This window comes from Prosthecobacter sp. (genome assembly GCF_044232965.1).
GTDB lineage: Bacteria > Verrucomicrobiota > Verrucomicrobiia > Verrucomicrobiales > Verrucomicrobiaceae > Prosthecobacter.
The window spans coordinates 51821-70259 of sequence record NZ_JBIIKX010000028.1; the positions used below are offsets into that span (position 1 = coordinate 51821).

Sequence of the window (18439 nt, forward strand, 5' to 3'; positions counted from 1 at the left end):
TGGGCTTTTGGTGCGGTATATCGGCTCCCCGCAGTTATCCCCAACCATGAAGCAACTCCTATTCTCCCTCGCACTCCTCGGCTCGGTCGCGTCCGCGCAGGAATACCTCGAATTCGCCGCGAATCCGGGCGGAGCTGGGGGTGGCAAGAAAATCGTGCTGGTGGCAGGCGATGAAGAATACCGCACGGAGGAGTCGATGCCGATGCTGGCGAAGATTTTGGCCAAAAAGCATGGCTTCAACTGCATCGTGCTCTTTTCCACGGACGAAAAGGCGGGCTACATCGACCCGAACAACCAGAAGAACATCCGTGGCACCGAGTTGCTCGGCGATGCGGATCTCATGATCATCGGCACGCGCTTCCGTCAGCTCCCGGACGAGCATCTGGCGAACTTCGCGAAGTTCCTGAACGCCGGAAAGCCGGTGATCGGCTTCCGCACGGCCACGCATGCCTTCAGCGGCGGCGCGAAGACGGGCGACTTCAAGTGGAGCGAGTTCGGACTCAAAATCCTCGGTGAGAAGTGGGTGGCGCATCACGGAGCGCACAAGAAGGAAGGCACTCGCAGTGTGTTCGAGACCGCCAATTTGAAGCACCCCGTGCTGCGTGGGGTGGATGAGATCTTTGGCACCACGGATGTGTATGCGGTCAAAAACTTGGACCTCAGCAAGGCGACCATCCTCCTTCGCGGCGCGGTGACGGAGACGCTGCATGACCGCTCGGTGCCGATTCGCGGCCCGAAGAACGACCCCATGCAGGCGCTGGCCTGGCTTTTCGAGTACACCGCGCCGGATGGCAAGGCGACGGGCAAATCCTTCTGCACCACGATGGGTGCCTCAGTCGATTTCGCGGACGAAGATCTGCGCCGCCTCATCGTGAATGCCGCGCATTACCTGCTTGGCCTCGAAGTGCCGGCGAAGGCCGATGTGGCCTTTGTCGATCCGTTCAACCCGACGATGTACTCCGCGCTGAAGAGCGACTATTATAAAGAGCGCAATCTGAAGCCCGGTGATTTCGCCACGGGCAAGAGCCCCTCGCTGGGCCTGCCCGGCGACAAGAAAGCCGCCGCCACCGAGCAGCCTCCGCATGCTCCGAATGCCGAACCGCCTGCCGCGACCTCCGCTCGCCCGCAAAACGTGGCTCCACCGACCAAAGGCGAGCGCATCGTGCTCGTCGGCAATGGTTTGGCCGAGCGTGACACCTGGTACAGCCGCATCGAAACCGAGCTGCAGCTTCGTTATCCGAATCAGGCGCTGTTCTTCCGCAACATGGGCCATGTGGGCGACACGCCCGGCTTCCGTCCGCATCCGGCACGCGTGTCGCAGTGGGCCTTCCCCGGCGCGGAGAAGTTTCACCCCGACAAGACGATCCACAACGGCAAGGGCTTCTACCCCACGCCCGATCAATGGCTCACGCATCTGATGGCGGACACGATTGTCGGCTTCTTCGGCTACAACGAGTCTTTCGATGGAGCGAGCAAGGTGGGCAACTTTGAAGCCGAACTCGATGCCTGGGTCGTCCACACGCTGAGCAAGGCCTACAACGGCAAGACCGCGCCGCGTGTCGTGCTCGTCAGCCCCATCGCCTATGAAGATCAGAGTGCGAAACGCGATCTGCCGAAGGGCGACGTGGAAAACTCCAATCTGCTGCTCTATGCCGCCGCCATTGAGAAGGTCGCGAAGAAGCACTCCCTCACCTACATCGACCTCTTCTCGCCCACGAAGGCCATTTATGCCAAAGGCGGCGATGCCTTCACCACCGGTGGTTTTGTGCCGACGGACGCAGGTTATGCCGAAGTCGCCAAACTGCTCGCCACCGGCCTGTATGGCCACGCCAGCTACGAGTCGAAGGCCGATCCAAAGCTCGTGCATGAGGCCGTGAAGCAGAAGGACTGGTTCTGGAACTGCGACTACAACATCCTCAATGGCGTCCACACCCACGGCCAGCGCTACAATCCGTATGGGCCGCAGAATTACCCTGATGAGGTGAAGAAGACCCGCGAGATGGCCGCGCTGCGTGATGAGCTCGTCAGCCAAGTCGTCAGCGGCAAAACCACCGATTTGAAAGTCGATGACAGCAAGACGCATAAGCTCGCCGAAGTGCCGACGAACTATGTGCCGAGCGTGAAGAACGGCAGCACAAAGTATCTCTACGGCGAAGAAGCCACGAAATCTCTGACCGTGCCGGAAGGTTACAAGGTCGAGATGTTTGCCTCCGAAAAAGAGTTCCCGAATCTCGCGAACCCGATGCAGATGAGCTTCGACAACAAAGGCCGCCTGTGGGTCGCCACGATGCCGACGTATCCGCATTACCGCCCCGGTGATGCGCTGCCGAATGACATGCTCCTCATCTATGAGGACACCAATGGCGACGGCAAAGCGGACAAGGAAACCGTCTTCGCCGACAAGCTGCACCTGCCCATCGGCTTCGAGTTCGCGCCGGAAGGTGTGTATGTCACGCAGGAGCCGAATGTCGTGCTCATCCGCGACACGAATGGCGACGACAAGGCCGACAGCATGGAGATCATCCTCGGCGGTTTTGACACGCATGACACGCACCACGCCATCAGCGCCTTCACCGCCGATCCCAGCGGTGCCTTCATGATGTGCGAGGGCGTCTTCCTCCACTCCAATGTCGAGACACCCTACGGCCCCGTGCGCTGCGTCGATGGCGGCTTCTTCCGCTACAGCCCGCAGCGTGGCCAGCTCGAGCGCACCATCCAGATGGGCATCCCGAATCCCTGGGGCTTCGTCTTTGACCAGTGGGGCCAGGACTTCCTCCTCCACACCTCCGGCACCACCATGAACTGGGCGCTGCCCGTCGAAGTGAAGCCCACCTTTGGCAGCAAGACACCCTCCACCGCCGACCTCGTCCCGAACGAGCACAAAGTGCGCCCCACCAGCGGCCTCGAAGTCGTCAGCAGCCGCCACTTCCCCGACGAGGTGCAGGGCGATCTCATCTACTGCAACGCCATCGGCTTCCTCGGCATCAAGCAGGTGAAAATCGAAGACGCAGGCACCGGTTGGAAGACCTCCCACCGCCACAACCTCCTCCAGAGCAGCGATGGCAACTTCCGCCCCGTCGATCTCGAATTCGCCCCCGATGGCAGCCTCTACGTCATCGACTGGCATAACGTGCTCATCGGCCACATGCAGCACAACGCCCGCGATCCCCTGCGCGACCACGTCCACGGCCGCATCTACCGCATCACCTATCCTAGCCGCCCGCTGGTGAAGGCCGCGCCCGTCGCCGGAGCACCTGTGGCCGCCCTTTTGGAAAACCTGAAGGCCCCCGAAATGCGCCAGCGCTACCGCACCCGCCGCGAGCTGCGTGCGCATCCCGCCAGCGAAGTGCTGCCTGCGGTCAAAGCCTGGGCCGCCGAGCAAAAAGACACGCACGCCAAGCTCGAAGCCCTCTGGACCACCTGGGGCCTCAACGCCGCCGATGAAGGCCTGCTCCGTGAAATGCTCGCCTCCAGCGACTTCCACGCCCGCGCCGCCGCCGTCCGCGTCCTGCGCTACAACACCCACCGCATCGCCGATCACGTCGCCCTGCTCGAAAAAGCCGCTGCCGACGAAAATGGCCGCGTCCGCCTCGAGGCCATCGTCGCCGCGAGCTGGCTGCCGAACATCCCCGCCGCGAAAAACATCGTCGCCATCGCTTCCAAGCTCCCGCTCGACGATTGGAACAAAAACGCCGCCAAAACCGCCGCCGATCGCCTCGCTGGCGTCGTCGAGGTCGTGAAGCCCGAGTACACGGTCGCAAAGCCACCCGCTTACCTCAGCGATGTCGCCAAAGGCCAGTTCACCGCCGGTCAGGAGGTCTATTTCCGCGAAGGCCACTGCGTCACCTGCCATCAGCCGAATGGTGCCGGACTCGATCCCGCCTTCCCCAGCATCGTGAACAGCCCCTGGGTCACTGCTGACAAAGAACGCCTCATCAAGATCGCCATGTTCGGCCTCATGGGCCCCATCAAGGTCGGCGACAAAGAATACAACGGCCAAGTCCCCATGACACCCTTCGGCGGCATGCTCAAGGACGAGGAACTCGCCAACGTCCTCACCTTCGTCCGCAACCACTTCGGCAACAAAGCCGACCCCGTCACCCCCGCCGAAGTCAAAGCCATCCGCGACGCCAACAAAGGCCGCATGATGCTCTTCACGACGGATGAAATCCTCAAAGCGCATCCGATGAAGTAGCGCTACGCGCGGTCAACTTGGTCAAGGAGGTCGAAACGGCACCTCCTTGACCACTTCTTGAGTGTAGGCCACGACCTGGCGGTTCCGAGCATTGCCAGATCCGACACAGCTTTTGCTGGCATGTTTTGTGTGAAGGCCGCGTTTAACCAGGCGCCCAACCATGAAACGCCTCTTTATCCTTCTTTCGTCATTCGCCATTCTGCATTCGTCATTCGGCGAAGACGCTGGCTTCAAACCGCTCTTCAACGGCAAAGACCTCACCGGCTGGGATGGCAATCCGGAGCTGTGGAAGGTCGAAAATGGCGAGATCGTCGGCAACACGACCGGACCGGAGCAGTTGCCCTACAATCAGTTTCTCATCTGGCGAGGCGGGAAGGTCAAAAACTTCGAGTTGAAGGCCAAAATCCGCCAGAAGGGCAACAACACCGGCATCCAATACCGCAGCAGCGAGAACACCGACAAAAAATGGTCCATCCGCGGCTACCAGTGCGACATCCACCCGAACGCGCCCTACCGCGCGATGATGTATGAGGAAGGCGGCCGCGGCATCGTCTCGCAAAACGGCCAGAGCGTCGTCATCGACCCCTCCGGCGTGAAATGGCTCGCAGGCGAGCACGACCTCGTCGAGGCCGATGTGGCCGAGTGGCACGAGTACACTATCATCGCGAAGGGAAACCACCTCGTGCACCAGATCGATGGCAAAACGACCATGGAGCTTACTGACTTCGAAGAGGCCAAACGCTCCCTCGAAGGCCTCCTCGCCTTCCAAATCCACCGCGGCCCCGCCATGGAGGTCCACATCAAGGACGTGATGCTCAAAGAGCTGCCCGAGGGCGGTGTGATCGCGTTTGAGAAGTCCGCGATCCCGAGCGACGCGCAGATCATCGAGGCCAAAGCGCCCGGCAAAGGCAAGGCGAAGGCTCCTGCTGCGGCACCGAAAGCGCCAGCGAAGGGAAAAGGCGCTGAAAAAGGCAAAGCAGCCGAAAAAGGCAAAGCCAAGCCCAAACGCCCCGACGCGGTCGGGCCGGCGATTGGCGCGAATGTGGCGACGCCGGTGTCGAACATCAAGACGCTGAAGGACTTCAAGGTGGAGCTCATTTACAGCGTGCCGGGCGGCGAGCAGGGCTCGTGGGTGAACCTCACGACCGATGACGCGGGCCACATCTACGTGAGCGACCAGTATGGCATGCTCTACCGCTTTAAAGCGCCCGCCGCGGGCCAGACGCTGAGCGCTGGCGACATCGAAAAAGTGCCCGCGGACATCCGCGGCGTGAACGGCATGCTCTTTGCCTTCGGGGCGCTGTATGTCGGCGTGAATGATTATGAGAAAAAGATCCCCAGCGGCGTGTATCGCATCACCGACAGCAACAGCGACGACATGCCGGACAAAGTGGAGATGCTGCGCGAGTTCGATGCGGGCAGCGACCACGGGGTGCATGCCATTTTGAAGACGCCGGACGGCAAGGGCCTTTACCTCATCAGCGGCAACAACGCCGTGCTCAAAGAAGGCCCGAAGGCTGGCACGCCGGACAGCTCGCCCGTCGCGAAACTGTGGGGCGATGACCATCTGCTGCCGCGCATGCCGGACGGTCGCGGCCACAACCGCCACGTCATGGCGCCCGGCGGCATCGTGTATCGCTTCACGCCGGATGGAAAGACCTTCGAGATCTTCGCCAGCGGCTTCCGCAACATCTACGACGGCGGCGTGAACCGCGACGGCGAGCTCTTCGTCTATGACGCGGACATGGAGTATGACTTCAACACGTCGTGGTATCGCCCCACGCGCATCAACCACGTCGTCAGCGGCGCGGAATTCGGCTGGCGCAATGGCGCGGGCAAGTATCCCGAGTTCTACATCGACAATCTGCCCGCCACGCTGAACATCGGCCCCGGCTCGCCCACCGGCTGCACCTTCGGCTACGGCGCGAAGTTCCCCGCGAAATACCAGGATGCCTTCTACGCGCTCGACTGGAGCTGGGGCAAAATCTACGCCGTGCATCTGACGCCCAACGGCAGCACCTACACTGCCACGAAGGAAGAATTCGTCACCGGCGGCCCGCTGCCCGTCAGCGATGCGATTATCGGCAAAGACGGCGCGATGTATTTCACCATTGGCGGCCGCCGCGTGCAGAGCGGGCTGTATCGGGTGAGTTATGTTGGCAAGGAAGCCACACTGCCTGCTAATGACAACAAAGCGATGCCGTCAGATGAAGTCATCGCTCGCCGCACACTCGAAGCCTTCCACGGCAAACAAGACCCGAAAGCCGTCTCCACCGCCTGGCCGCACCTCAGCAGCACCGACCGCTACATCCGCGCCGCCGCCCGCACCGCGTTGGAGCATCAGCCGCTCGCCGAATGGCAGGACAAAGCACTCGCCGAGACCAACGTCACCGCGCAGCTCGAAGCCTTGCTCGCTCTCACACGCCGCACCGGCGTGTGCCCGACTCATCGGACCGATCCGTCCTATCAGCCCGATTCCAAATCCCGCGACGCCATCCTCGCCGCGCTGCTGAAGCACGACTTCGCCAAGCTCACGCCCGAGCAACGCCTCGGCTACGTGCGCCTCATCGAGATCGTGTTGCACCGCTTTGGCAATCCCGACGACGCCACGGTCGCCGCGATCATCGCGAAACTCGATCCCGCCTATCCCGCCGACAACTTTGAGCTCAACTGGCTGCTCACAGAAACGCTCGCCTACCTCCAGGCACCCAGCGCCGCTGCGAAAGGCATGGCCCTCATCGCCGCCGCCGAAAGCCAGGAGCCCCAGATGGAATACGCCCGCAGCCTTCGCTTCCTGAAAGCCGGTTGGACCAAGGAATTGCGCACGCAGCAGCTCGAATGGTTCCTGAAGGCAGCGAACTACAAAGGCGGCTCCAGCTTCGACAAGTTCATTGAGTTCATCCGCAACGACAGCCTCAGCACCTTCACCGACGCCGAGAAAACGCAGTTCGCCGAGCTCATCGCGAAGAAGCCCGAGCGCAAAACCGCCATCGAAAACGTCGGCGCGATGTTCGTCGGCCGCACGCCGACCATGTGGACTCTCGACGAACTCAGCGCCGCCGCGAAGAACGGCATGAAAGGCCGCAGCTTTGACAACGGCCGGAAGATGTTCAGCGCCGCCGCCTGCTACACCTGCCACCGCTTTGGCAACGCCGGCGGCATGACCGGCCCTGACCTCACCGGCGCCGGCGGCCGCTACAGCCCGCACGACCTGCTCGACCAGATCATCAACCCCAGCAAAGAGATCAACGAGCAGTTCGCCCCCATCGTCGTCACCAAAAACGACGGAAGCATCCTGAGCGGCGTCGTCGTCAACCTCAGCGGCGACGGCGTCACCCTCAACACCGACCTCACCGACCCCAATCAACGCGTGAACGTCGATCGCAAAGAAGTGAAGAGCATCGAACTCAGCAAAGTCTCCCCCATGCCCCCGATGCTCCTCGCCATGCTCAAGAAAGACGAAATCCTCGACCTCCTCGCCTACGTCCTCAGCGGCGGAAACAAGGAGCATGCGATGTTTGGGAAGTGAGCACATCTGACCGTTGAAACCATGGCAGACCGGCTTGAAGCTTCAAATCCGATGCCATGGCCAACGTCTATTCCATCCCCGAACAAGCACTGAGAACTCTCCCTGCGCACATACCCGGCAAGCGTCGTATTCGCATCTCAAACTGCCAAGGACCTCTCGTTAAGGACCGTGCCCCAACCCCCAGCACGTTCTTCTTTGATCAAGGCAGACTGAAAATCATCTGCCAAGTTCTCAATGTTGAACCTCCGCGAAGCAGCAAGCCGGATCGAACCTTTTACATCACCGTTCTCGAGCAGAATCCGTCCTGGTTTGGCTTCATCCAAAGACGCTTTCGGTCGAATGTGCTCAACTTTCTTCAAAGTGTCGGCGCCATCGACACTGGGGCATCTTTCGCGGACTACCTCGACACCATGCGAGCAGCTACCGAAAACTCATCCAATCCAGCATGAAACGCCTTCTCCTCCTCTTCGCCCTCTGCCCTTCGCTCTTTGCGACACAGCCCAACGTCCTCGTCATCGTCGCGGATGACCTTGGCTACGCGGATATCGGCGTGCATGGCGGGAAGGAGGTGCCGACGCCGAATATCGACGCGCTGGCGGCCTCGGGAGTGCGTTGCACGAATGGCTATGTCACCGCGCCGTATTGCAGCCCGTCGCGGGCGGGATTTTTGACGGGGAAGGCGCAGACGCGGTTCGGACACGAGTTCAATCCACATGTGGGCGACGAGGCGAAGCTTGGTCTGCCGCTCGATCAGCGCACGATCGCGAATGTGATGCACGACGCGGGCTATGCGACGGCCTTGGTCGGCAAATGGCATCAGGGCTTTGATGAAGCGCATCATCCGCAGTCGCGTGGGTTCGATGAATTCTTCGGCTTCCTCGTCGGTGGGCACAATTTTTTGCTCCACAAGGATGCTGAACCTGAGTTCGGCTCCGCGCATTCGCACGACATGATCTACCGTGGTCGTGAGCTGCAGCACCTCGACGGCTACACGACCGATCTCTTCACTGATGAAGCGCTCAGCTTCATGATTCGCAACGCGGCGAAGCCGTGGTTTCTCTACCTTGCCTACAACGCCGTCCACACGCCGTTGGAGATAGCTGAGAAGCTCAAAAGCCGCATCCCGGCCTCCGTCACGGATGAAAACCGTCGTGGATACCTCTCGCTGCTGCTTGGCCTCGACGACGCCATGGGCCGCATCAACGCGGAACTGAAAGCGAAGCACCCGAACACGCTCGTGTTCTTCTTCAGCGACAACGGCGGCAGCGGACGCAAGCCCTTCTTCGCCTACAACACCGGCATCAACACACCTCTGCGGGGCGACAAAGGTCAGACGCTCGAAGGCGGCATCCGCGTGCCGTTTTTTGTGAGCTGGCCTGCGCAGTTGCCTGCTGGCAAGACCTACGAGCATCCCGTCAGCGCTATGGACGTGCTGCCGACCGCTTGCGCCACCGCCAACGCGAAACAACCCGACGGCGTCGAAGGTGTGAATCTCCTGCCATATCTCAAAGGAGAAAAAGCCGACGCACCGCATGAAACGCTGGCGTGGCGTTTTGGTCCGCAAAAGGCCATCCGCCGTGGAAACTGGAAACTCGTCGATGTTCGCGACATGGCGGCGAAAACGCAGTCGGGATGGCAGCTTTACGATTTGAGTACTGACATCGGTGAATTGATGAATCTCGCGACGGATAAGCCCGCGCTTGTCGCGGAGCTTGCGAAGGCATGGGACGACTGGAACGCGAAAAACATGCCCCCGCAGTGGCATGGCAGCCCGAATGAAGACCCAACTGCACCGCCACAGAAGAAGACGGGGAAGAAGGTGAAATAACCCCCGGCATGGCGTTGATTGAGGCGCAACCAGGACAATGCGGCTGGCCGACATGACACTCATCTCCTTACGTTCGATTCTCCTGGCCGCCTTGGCCGCTTTTTCATCCATGTGCCTTGGGCAAAGTGTTCTGCCCGCCGGTTTTCACAAGCTGGAACTGGCAGTCGATGGCGTGAGCCGCAGCGGCTTTGTTTATGCGCCCACGAAGGCCAAGGAAGAGCCGACACCAGTGGTGTTCGTGTTTCACGGGCATGGCGGGACGGCTTTTCAGGCCGGACGTTCGTTTGCGATGCACAAGCACTGGCCGGAGGTGATCTCGGTGTATCTGCAAGGGCTGAATACACCAGGAAAGCTGACTGATCCCGAGGGCAAGAAGCCCGGCTGGCAGCATGGCGCGGGAGCAGAGGGAGATCGCGATTTGAAGTTGTTCGACGCGGTGATGGCTAACCTGAAGGAGAATTACAAAGTGGATGTGAAGCGGGTGTTTTCGACCGGGCACTCAAACGGCGGCGGTTTTACCTATCTGCTGTGGCAGACGCGCCCGGAGGTGTTGTGCGCGGTGGCTCCCTCGGCGGCAGCCTCAGCGCGGATGGCGGACGCGGCGGCCTTCAAGCCAAAGCCGGCGATGCACATCGCCGGAACGAACGACGAGCTGGTGAAGTATGCGTGGCAGGAGATGGCGATGAACCGCATCAAGCAGATCAACCAATGCGAGGCCGAAGGAAAACCGTGGGCGAAAGACTGCATGCTGTTTCCCTCGAAGGTTGGAGCGCCGTTTGTGGCCTTCATCCATGAAGGCACGCACAAGTTCCCGGACGAGGCTCCGGCGCTGATCGCGAAATTCTTCAAGGAGCAGGCGGCGGCGGTGAAGTAGGACGAGTTTTCCAACTCGTCTCCGGCTGAACGATGCGGCACTCCAGGGAAACGAACTGAAAGTTCGTTTTACGTCAGGGCAGCCTGCCACTCGGGTTCTTTGAAGCCGATGAGATGCACTTTTTTCTTCGCGTCGATGGCAAAGGGGCGCTTCACGAGGTTGCCGTTTTCGACGAGGAGTTTCAAAGCGGCGTCCGTGCTCAACGTGGGCAACTTGTCCTTGAGGCCGAGACTGCGGTAGTCGAGGCCGGAGACGTTGAAGAGCTTGAGCAGATCACCGTCATGAGCGGCGAGCATGGCCTTCAAGTCGGCGAGTGATGGCGGTGTCTCGCGAATGGCGATCTCCTCGAAGGGGATGACGTGCTGTTTGAGCCATTTGATGGCGTTGCGGCAGGTGGAGCAGCCGGAGTAGACGTAAATTTTGAGCATTGAGAGAGGTTTGGCAGCTAGCTTTGCACGCATTTCATCCACGGTTCAAATTCGGGCGGCAGTTTGGCCTCGAAAGCCATCGGCTGATCATGAATGGGGTGATTGAAAGCGAGCTTCCAGGCGTGGAGCATGAGGCGTGGGACGCGGACGCGCTGTTTGGCGGGCTGGGCGTAGATGGGATCGCCAAGGATTGGGCATTGCAGTGTCTCGCGCATGTGGACGCGGATCTGATGCGTGCGCCCAGTGAGCAGACGGCACTGAATGAGGGCGCAGCCTTGATCCACGGCGAGGCGCTGCCATTCGGTGACGGCTTCCTTCCCTGCCCCATCGAGCAGGACGGACATGCGTTTGCGGTCCACAGGATGCCTGCCGATGAAGTTCTGGATGCGTCCGCTTTCATTCTTCGGCACACCGTTGACGACGGCGAGGTAAACCTTCGTGAGGCGGCGTTCGGAGAAGGCTTCCGTGAGGCGACGATGCGCGGTATCGTTTTTTGCCACGACCATGCAGCCGCTGGTGTCCTTGTCGAGGCGGTGGACGATGCCGGGGCGCATCTCGCCGCCGATGCCGCTGAGGTCCGCGATGTGGTGCAGCAGCGCGTTCACCAGCGTGCCGTCGGCGTTTCCTTCCGCCGGGTGTACGACGAGGCCGGAGGATTTGTCCAGTACCACGATGTCGGCGTCTTGATACAAAATCGTCAAAGGAATGTCCTGGGCCTTGATCTCGACCGCAGCTACCTCGGGCACCGTGACACTCACCGCATCCCCTGCCCGCATCGTCGCCCCAGGTTTGACCGGCCTGCCATTCAAGGTGGCGTGGCCGTCCTTGATCAAGTCCTGCAGCCGCGAACGCGACATCTCGGGCAAGCGCCCGGCGAGGTGCTTGTCGAAACGCTCCCCGATTTCAACGGTTTCAGTGACGGTCCAGTCCATGGTACAAACTCAAGTTTCGAATTAATAAGGCAATCTGTAATTTCTGGCATATGGGATGCGTCCCTGCATCGTTAAAAAATTAAACCCTCCCTTTTGATTCTCGCCCCTCCAGAACAAACTTTTTTGAGCACCTGCCCGGTCTGCCAGAAGCAGATCGACGTCACGTCTCTGGAGCCGTTCACGAAGCTGAAGTGCCCGTTTTGCGGGCAGATGGTGCGGGTGCGGCGGCGTTTCGACCATTTCATGATCGTGCGTCAGATCGGCGAGGGTGGGATGAGCCGGGTGTTCGAGGCGGAGGATGAGACCCTGGGCCGCCGAGTGGCTCTGAAAATTCTCAATCGCCAGTATTCCCGTGATTCGGTGCGCCTAGAGCAGTTCCGCCAAGAGGCGCACATCACGGCGAATGTGACCCACCCGAACGTCATCAAGCTGTACTCCGTGGGCTATGATCAGGGCTATTTCTACATCGCCATGGAGCTGGTCGGAGGCGGCAGCCTGGAGCAGCGCATCAAACGCGAGGGCCATCTGAAAGAGGCCGAGGCGCTGCACATCGGTCGCGAGGTGGCCGAGGGGCTGCGGGCGGCGCAGCAACTCAATCTGATCCACCGTGATGTGAAGCCGGCTAACATCCTGTTCACCGAAACCGGCACCGCGAAGGTGGTGGACTTCGGTTTGGCGCTGTTTGCGAACCGCGGCGGGGATCAATCAGGCGAGATCTGGGCCACACCGTATTATGTGGCCCCGGAAAAGGTCATCGACAACAAGGAGGACTACCGCAGCGATATCTTCAGCCTCGGCGCCTCGCTGTATCATGCGATGACGGGCAATCCACCGCACAAGGCGGACACCAATTCCATCGAGGACCTGCGCCGCATCAAGTGCAAGCGCGTCACGCTGGGCGATTCCGGCCTGCGCTGCTCACCGCGCACCGAGCACGTCATCAACGGCATGCTCAGCTTTCGCCCCGAAGACCGGTTCGCGAACTACGACGAAGTCGTCGATGAAATGCGCCTGGCCGAGGGCATGCTCGACCGCAGCGGCGTGCGGCGCAGATTGTTCTCGCGGCGCGCGAAGCTCATAGGCGGCATCGCCGCCGCCGTGATGCTCTCTTATGGCGTCGGCTGGCTGCTGCGTGAAGGCGGTGAGCGCCGCGCCACACAGAAAGTCATCCAGATCACCCCGGGCAACGACCGCGACCTCGACGGTGGCGGCGTGACACTCACCGCAGGCAAAGAAACGGTCTCCGAGCGCTTTGCCGAAGCGCGTCAAGAAATGCTGGAGTCACGTCACTTTGCCCAGGCACGTCCGAAATTCGTCAAACTAGCCGAATCGAAAGAAGTGCCTGCATCCACCGCCAACTGGGCGCGATTCAACGCAGCGCTTTGCGACATCATTTTGGGCCGCAAGGCCGATGCAGTGGAGCAATTTCAAAAGCTCTCCACAGACGCCTCCGTCAACGGCCTCGCCCCCTTCTTCTCGAAAATAAAAGAGCGCATGTCGCGCAATCTCTCCCTCGGCGTCTCGCTCGACTTCAATGACTACAGGAAAGACAACGAAGAAGTCCTTGGATACTTGGTTCACGGGCTTGCCGAGTGGCATTTAGGCAGTGGACGTGACGGCGCGAAGGCGCTGGAGTCCTTTGAGGAAATGCTCACCAACATGAAACCGGTCGCCAGCACCACGACCTCGCTCGAATGGCTGTCCCTCTACGGCGAACTGGTAAACTACTACAAGCCTGACTTTCCGCTGGTCCAAGCCGCTTTGAAACCGCGCAGCTCAGGCACCATTGAAGAACTCCGCACCGCCCTCGCCGAGGTAGATCAGACGAAAAAGAAGCTCAAAACCAGCGGCGCTTTCCGCAGCGAGATCGAAACCTGGCAGTCCGAGCTGAAACGCGAAATCGCCCGCGTGACCCTGGAGCAGCAGCAACAGCAGATGGAGCAGGACAAAAAACGCAGGCAGAGCGATCTCGCGCTACTTGGCGAGGTCAATGCCCTCGTGCCCTCGCTCGTGCAGGGCTACGACTATTCACGCGCCATCGACCTCCTCGGCGGCACACGCCTTGAGACGGATGATGTGCGCAGTGCCCTCGACGGCCGACTCTACCTCCACACTCAGTCGCGCGACTTCATCCGACAGATCACCGCCGACCTCGCCTCCAAGAGTTGGAATGGCACCATCACCCGTCGAGAAGGCGGCCAGATGACAGGACGCATCGCATGCACCGCTGATGGAGCCACCGTGAACGTCACGCTGGAACGCGGCACGCTCTCCATTCCCTTCGACAGCCTCACGCCCGAATGCCTCGTCGAAATCGCCCAGGCTTTCTCTGCCGAGGTCACGGACTCCACTGACTACTACCGCAGGCAGGAGGTCATTGCCTCCTTTGCGCGTCTCAACGGACTCACACAGCTCTCTGCCACCATCGCCGCCCAGCTCATGGAGGAAAACCGCTCCTTCCGCACCCGCTGGATGAAGGTGATGGAATCGGGAATCTAGCCCATAGAAAACCTCGTCCGTCTCACGACAAACGAGGTTTTCATTCAAAGGTCTTCAGCAGACTCGTAGCTTACTTGATCTCCTGCGCCCAGAAGATGTGCCAGTCGTCCAGGTTGTTCAGATCGACCGCGCCCGGATTCACACTGCCGTCATCAGCGATGCCGTCGGCGTCCAGAATGGTCTTGCGGGTGGCGTCGTCATGGATGTAGCCACGAATCGAGGCGTTGTGCTTGTAGATGTTGCCCTTCGTCAGGTTCACGCCGGGCTGCTTTTTGATCCAGCTCTCAAGCTGCGGGTAGCTCGGCTTCGTGGCGATGAAGGCCTTGAAGGTCTCAATGTTGATGCCCAGCGCGTCGAGCGTCATCTGGTCATAGCCGCAGCCGATGCCGGGATAGTCTGCGTGCAGCTTGCCAGCAGCAGCCAGCGAGGCTTTCTGCCACAGGCGCGGAAGATGAAGAACACCGAGGGGACCGGCGATGCCGGAGCTGATGAGAGGAACGATCTGACTCATGATTGGATTTGGGTTGGAGTTTGGTGAATGACGTTCGTAATTTTCAAACGCACACTCGACTTTGACGGGTCCGCTTTGCAGCGGCAAGAAGAAACGCTCCCCCACCCTTTTCCTCGCCCCTTTCTCATGAAAAAACTCATTCGCCTCGTCCTCATCGCGCTGCTGGCCCTGCCATGCGCCGCCGCTGAGAAAAAAGCCGCCAAACCGGCTCCCAAGTCGGCACTCGAACTCCACAAGTGGTCCGGCAAACTCAACGTGCCCGATCCCGTCGCCGTGACTGTCGATCCTCAGGGCCGCGTCTATGTTTCCGCCACCACGCGGCGCAAAGTCGCCGATCTCGACATCCGCGAGCATACGATGTGGATTCCCGACGATGTCTCGCTCACCAGCGTGGAGGAAAAAGAAGCCTTTCTGAAGCGCGAACTCGCTCCCGGCAAGCTGCGTCTGCCACGCGGCGGCCTCAAAGATCACAACAAGGACGGCTCCATCGACTGGAAGGATCTCACCGTTCACAGCGAGCGCATCTACCAACTCCGCGACACCGACAACGACGGCACCGCTGACAAGATCACCGTCTTCGCCGAAGGCTTTAACAGCGTCGTCACCGGCATCGCCGCAGGCATCTTGTATCACGACGGCTGGGTCTATGTCACCGTCGCGCCCGACCTCGTGCGCCTTCGCGACACGGATGACGATGGCGTCGCCGACGAGCGTGAGATCGTCGCACATGGCTTTGGCATGCACATCGCGTATGCCGGGCATGACATGCACGGCCCGCGCATCGGCCCGGATGGCCGCATCTACTGGAGCATCGGCGACAAAGGCGTGAATGTGACGAGCAAGGAAGGCGTGAAGTGGTTTTACCCGCACGAAGGCTGCGTTCTGCGCTGCGAACCGGACGGCACCGGCTTCGAGGTCTTCGCCCACGGCCTGCGCAACGTGCAGGAGATCGCCTTCGACGACTTCGGCAACATGTTCGGCGTGGACAACGACGCTGACCTCCCCGGCGAGAAAGAGCGCTTCGTTTACATCACCGAGCGCAGCGACTCCGGCTGGCGCTGCGGCCACCAGTATCAAAAAAGTGAGAGCCGCTGGATACGCGAAGGCTTGTGGAAGCCCGCGCATGCCACGCAGCCCAAGTTCATCACGCCGCCGCTGCAAAACTACTCAAACGGCCCCGCCGGTTTCATCCATGAGCCAGGCACAGCGCTCGGCGAATCACTACGCGGCCATTTCATCCTCAATCAATTTCCCTCCGGCCAGATGACCGCGTTTCAGATCGTCCCCAGCAGCTCCACGTTCGCGATGAAAAACGAGCGTGTCATCCACAGCGGCATCATGGGCATCGGACTCGCCTTCACACCGCAGGGATCACTCATCATGGCCGACTGGAGCGGCGGCTATCCCCTCGACGAAATCGGCCACATCTGGACTGCCGACGATCCCACCGGCCAAGACAACACCGAGAGCCTCGAAACCGCCAATCTCCTCGCCTCACCTTCCTCCCATCCTTCGCATCTCTCCCATCCAGACCAGCGCGTCCGCCTCCAAACACAGTTCGCCTTGGTGAAAAGCGATGACTTCACCACCCTCGCAGCCATTGCCGCTGACAAGAAGGCAAAACAGCTCGCCCGCATCCACGCCATCTGGGGGCTCGGACAAGGCCTGCGTGCCAAAAAAGTCGAAGCCCGTACACTCACCGCTCTCCTCACCGACTCCGATCCCGAAATCCTCACCCAAGCCGCCAAAATGCTCGGTGATGCCCCCACCGACGGCAAGCCGCTCCTCCCACTTCTCACCTCCAACGTCTCACGCGTCCGCTTCCACGCCGCCATCGCCCTCGGCAAACTCAAAGAGCCTTCCGCAACGCCCAAACTCCTCCAACTCGCTGCCAAGGAGCAGAACGATCCCTTCATGCGCCACGCCATCGTCACCGGCCTCGCTGGTTGCGCGAATGAAGCCGCTCTCGTGAAGGACAAGAGCCTTTGCAGCCTCCTTGCGCTCGCACGACAGCGTTCGCCGCGTGTCGCCGATTTCCTCGGCAAATTCCCCGATGAAGCCGAACGCGCCATTCACGACGACACCGGCATCCCCGAGGCACTGCCCGCGCTCATCCAGCGCCACTCCCGTCGCGGTTTGAACGCTTGCCTTCGCCTCGGCACAGCAGAGGCAGCACAACGTGTCGTTCAAACCGCTCTCAAGCCCTCCGAGCTGCAATCCGAGGCGCTCGACGTGCTGCTCACCTGGAATTCGCCGCCGCGTCTCGACCGCATCGACGGTCACGCTCACACCAATGCCACACGCGATCCCAAGACACTCGTGGCTGTCGTGCAGCCGCATCTCGACGCCTTGATGGCCTTGCAGGACGGCGAACTGAAAGCCAAAGCCGTCGAACTGCTCATGCAACTCCAGCTTCGCGTCGAACCCGAGCTGCTGCTGCAAATCATCGCCGATGAAACCGCGCGCGCTCCATTGCGTGCCGAAGCGCTGAAGCTCATGGCCTCCCAGCACGCCAAAGCGCCCGAATTCGCCACTGCGCTCGATCTCGCCGCTGCCAAAGCATCACCGCCGGAACTACGGCGCGGAGGTTTGAAACAGATTTTCACCCACCAACCCGCCAATGCCGTCACCGAGGCCGCCAATGCTCTGAATGAAGCCGACACGGTCACCAAACAACTCGCCTTCGACCTGCTCGCCACCGCGGCGAATGACAAAGCCGACGAGGTTCTATCCGCTTGGCTCGACAAACTCGCGCAAAACCAAGTTCCCGCCGCCATCCAGCTCGATCTCATCGAAGCCGCCGCCACTCGCAAAAGTTTGAAGCCCAGACTCGACGCCTACACGCAGACACACACCACCAACGATGAACTGCTCGAAGGCGGCGATGTTACCACCGGTCGCGACATCGTCACGAATCACCTCGGCGCCAACTGCATCGCCTGCCACACCATCGAGGCCAAGGAAGGCAGCCGGGTCGGCCCCAACTTGAAAACAATAGGCAGTCAAAAGGACCGGAAATACATCCTCGAATCGCTTCTCAATCCCATCGCCCAGATCGCCCCCGGCTACGGCCTCGTCTCCATCGCCTTGAAGGACGGCAAAAGCATCTCCGGCGCTCTCGACAAGGAAGACGCCACGCAAATCACCCTGCGCATGCCAGACGGCAAAACCCAAAGCGTGCCCCGCACTCAAATCGCCACCGCCACCCCGCCCATCAGCGTCATGCCTCCCATGCTCGGCATCCTCACCAAACCGCAGATTCGTGATGTCGTGGCCTACTTGGCGAGCTTGAAGGCAAAGAAGAAGTGAAACCTCAAATCCACGCCCCTCTAGCTGAGGCGCTGTCAACTTTCGCCTCCCGCCCCCCTCATGCTTGCCATTCTCCTCAAGCCTTGACTTGGCCTGTCATCCTCGGAAGCTCAGTGCCAGATGTCAGGCCTTCGCTTGGACGGATGGGCTTCAAGAAAACGGTGGATGAAGAAGATCCATCCGTAGTTAATTGTGACCAAAACAGCGTTAGCAGCCTGTTGAAAAACCTCTCCTCCTGGGTGATGAGAACAACCCTGCATGTTTGAGCAACGCCAAACCAAGCAACGCCAGCAGGAACTCTGGATAGTCGCCGGAGAACTTCCCGCAGCCACCC

10 protein-coding genes are annotated in these 18439 nt (G+C 60.6%); 7 read left to right on the forward strand and 3 right to left on the reverse strand.

The features are described from left to right. Window positions 1-46: 46 nt before the first annotated feature. The 5 genes from ACILSI_RS13545 to ACILSI_RS13565 all read left to right on the forward strand — a co-directional run bounded on the left by ACILSI_RS13545 (window position 47) and on the right by ACILSI_RS13565 (window position 10426). On the forward strand, window positions 47-4195 hold the full coding sequence (locus ACILSI_RS13545) for a PVC-type heme-binding CxxCH protein (protein WP_395722419.1): 4149 nt from the start codon (window positions 47-49) through the stop codon (window positions 4193-4195). 160 nt (window positions 4196-4355) lie between these two features. Then, window positions 4356-7724, forward strand: coding sequence for a family 16 glycoside hydrolase (locus tag ACILSI_RS13550; RefSeq protein ID WP_395722420.1), 3369 nt, complete (start codon window positions 4356-4358; stop codon window positions 7722-7724). Window positions 7725-7780: 56 nt separating this feature from the next. Then, a complete protein-coding gene (locus ACILSI_RS13555) occupies window positions 7781-8173 on the forward strand; it encodes a hypothetical protein (RefSeq protein WP_395722421.1) in 393 nt (130 codons plus the stop codon). Next, window positions 8170-9552, forward strand: coding sequence for a sulfatase (locus ACILSI_RS13560; RefSeq protein WP_395722422.1), 1383 nt, complete (start codon window positions 8170-8172; stop codon window positions 9550-9552). Before ACILSI_RS13555 ends, ACILSI_RS13560 begins: the two co-directional genes overlap by 4 nt. Before the next feature lie 52 nt (window positions 9553-9604). Next, the gene (locus ACILSI_RS13565; protein WP_395722423.1) at window positions 9605-10426 is read left to right on the forward strand and encodes an alpha/beta hydrolase family esterase; all 822 of its coding nucleotides are present in this window, start codon (window positions 9605-9607) and stop codon (window positions 10424-10426) included. Between the two features lie 68 nt (window positions 10427-10494). Here the strand turns inward: ACILSI_RS13565 and ACILSI_RS13570 are convergent, their stop codons facing one another. Together ACILSI_RS13570 and ACILSI_RS13575 are read right to left on the reverse strand one after the other, a co-directional pair. Next, window positions 10495-10854: a Spx/MgsR family RNA polymerase-binding regulatory protein gene (locus tag ACILSI_RS13570; RefSeq protein WP_395722424.1), complete on the reverse strand. Its 360-nt coding sequence runs from the start codon at window positions 10852-10854 to the stop codon at window positions 10495-10497. A gap of 17 nt (window positions 10855-10871) precedes the next feature. Next, a complete protein-coding gene (locus ACILSI_RS13575) occupies window positions 10872-11786 on the reverse strand; it encodes an RluA family pseudouridine synthase (RefSeq protein WP_395722425.1) in 915 nt (304 codons plus the stop codon). 123 nt (window positions 11787-11909) lie between these two features. Between ACILSI_RS13575 and ACILSI_RS13580 the strand changes: the two genes are divergently transcribed. Then, window positions 11910-14285: a serine/threonine-protein kinase gene (locus ACILSI_RS13580; protein WP_395722426.1), complete on the forward strand. Its 2376-nt coding sequence runs from the start codon at window positions 11910-11912 to the stop codon at window positions 14283-14285. A 70-nt stretch (window positions 14286-14355) separates the two neighbouring features. Here the strand turns inward: ACILSI_RS13580 and ACILSI_RS13585 are convergent, their stop codons facing one another. After that, window positions 14356-14796, reverse strand: coding sequence for a DUF5069 domain-containing protein (locus tag ACILSI_RS13585; RefSeq protein WP_395722427.1), 441 nt, complete (start codon window positions 14794-14796; stop codon window positions 14356-14358). Between the two features lie 126 nt (window positions 14797-14922). On the opposite strand from ACILSI_RS13585, the gene ACILSI_RS13590 reads away from it, so the two are divergent. Continuing rightward, window positions 14923-18105, forward strand: a complete 3183-nt coding sequence (locus tag ACILSI_RS13590) for a PVC-type heme-binding CxxCH protein (RefSeq protein ID WP_395722428.1) — start codon at window positions 14923-14925, stop codon at window positions 18103-18105. Window positions 18106-18439 lie beyond the last annotated feature (334 nt).

Bases quoted from the DNA above. Each gene is read 5' to 3' on its own strand.
- ACILSI_RS13545 (WP_395722419.1), top strand. From the start codon at position 47: ATGAAGCAACTCCTATTCTCCCTCGCACTCCTCGGCTCGGTCGCGTCC.
- ACILSI_RS13550 (WP_395722420.1), top strand. From the start codon at position 4,356: ATGAAACGCCTCTTTATCCTTCTTTCGTCATTCGCCATTCTGCATTCG.
- ACILSI_RS13555 (WP_395722421.1), top strand. From the start codon at position 7,781: ATGGCCAACGTCTATTCCATCCCCGAACAAGCACTGAGAACTCTCCCT.
- ACILSI_RS13560 (WP_395722422.1), top strand. From the start codon at position 8,170: ATGAAACGCCTTCTCCTCCTCTTCGCCCTCTGCCCTTCGCTCTTTGCG.
- ACILSI_RS13565 (WP_395722423.1), top strand. From the start codon at position 9,605: ATGACACTCATCTCCTTACGTTCGATTCTCCTGGCCGCCTTGGCCGCT.
- ACILSI_RS13570 (WP_395722424.1), bottom strand. From the start codon at position 10,854: ATGCTCAAAATTTACGTCTACTCCGGCTGCTCCACCTGCCGCAACGCC.
- ACILSI_RS13575 (WP_395722425.1), bottom strand. From the start codon at position 11,786: ATGGACTGGACCGTCACTGAAACCGTTGAAATCGGGGAGCGTTTCGAC.
- ACILSI_RS13585 (WP_395722427.1), bottom strand. From the start codon at position 14,796: ATGAGTCAGATCGTTCCTCTCATCAGCTCCGGCATCGCCGGTCCCCTC.
- ACILSI_RS13590 (WP_395722428.1), top strand. From the start codon at position 14,923: ATGAAAAAACTCATTCGCCTCGTCCTCATCGCGCTGCTGGCCCTGCCA.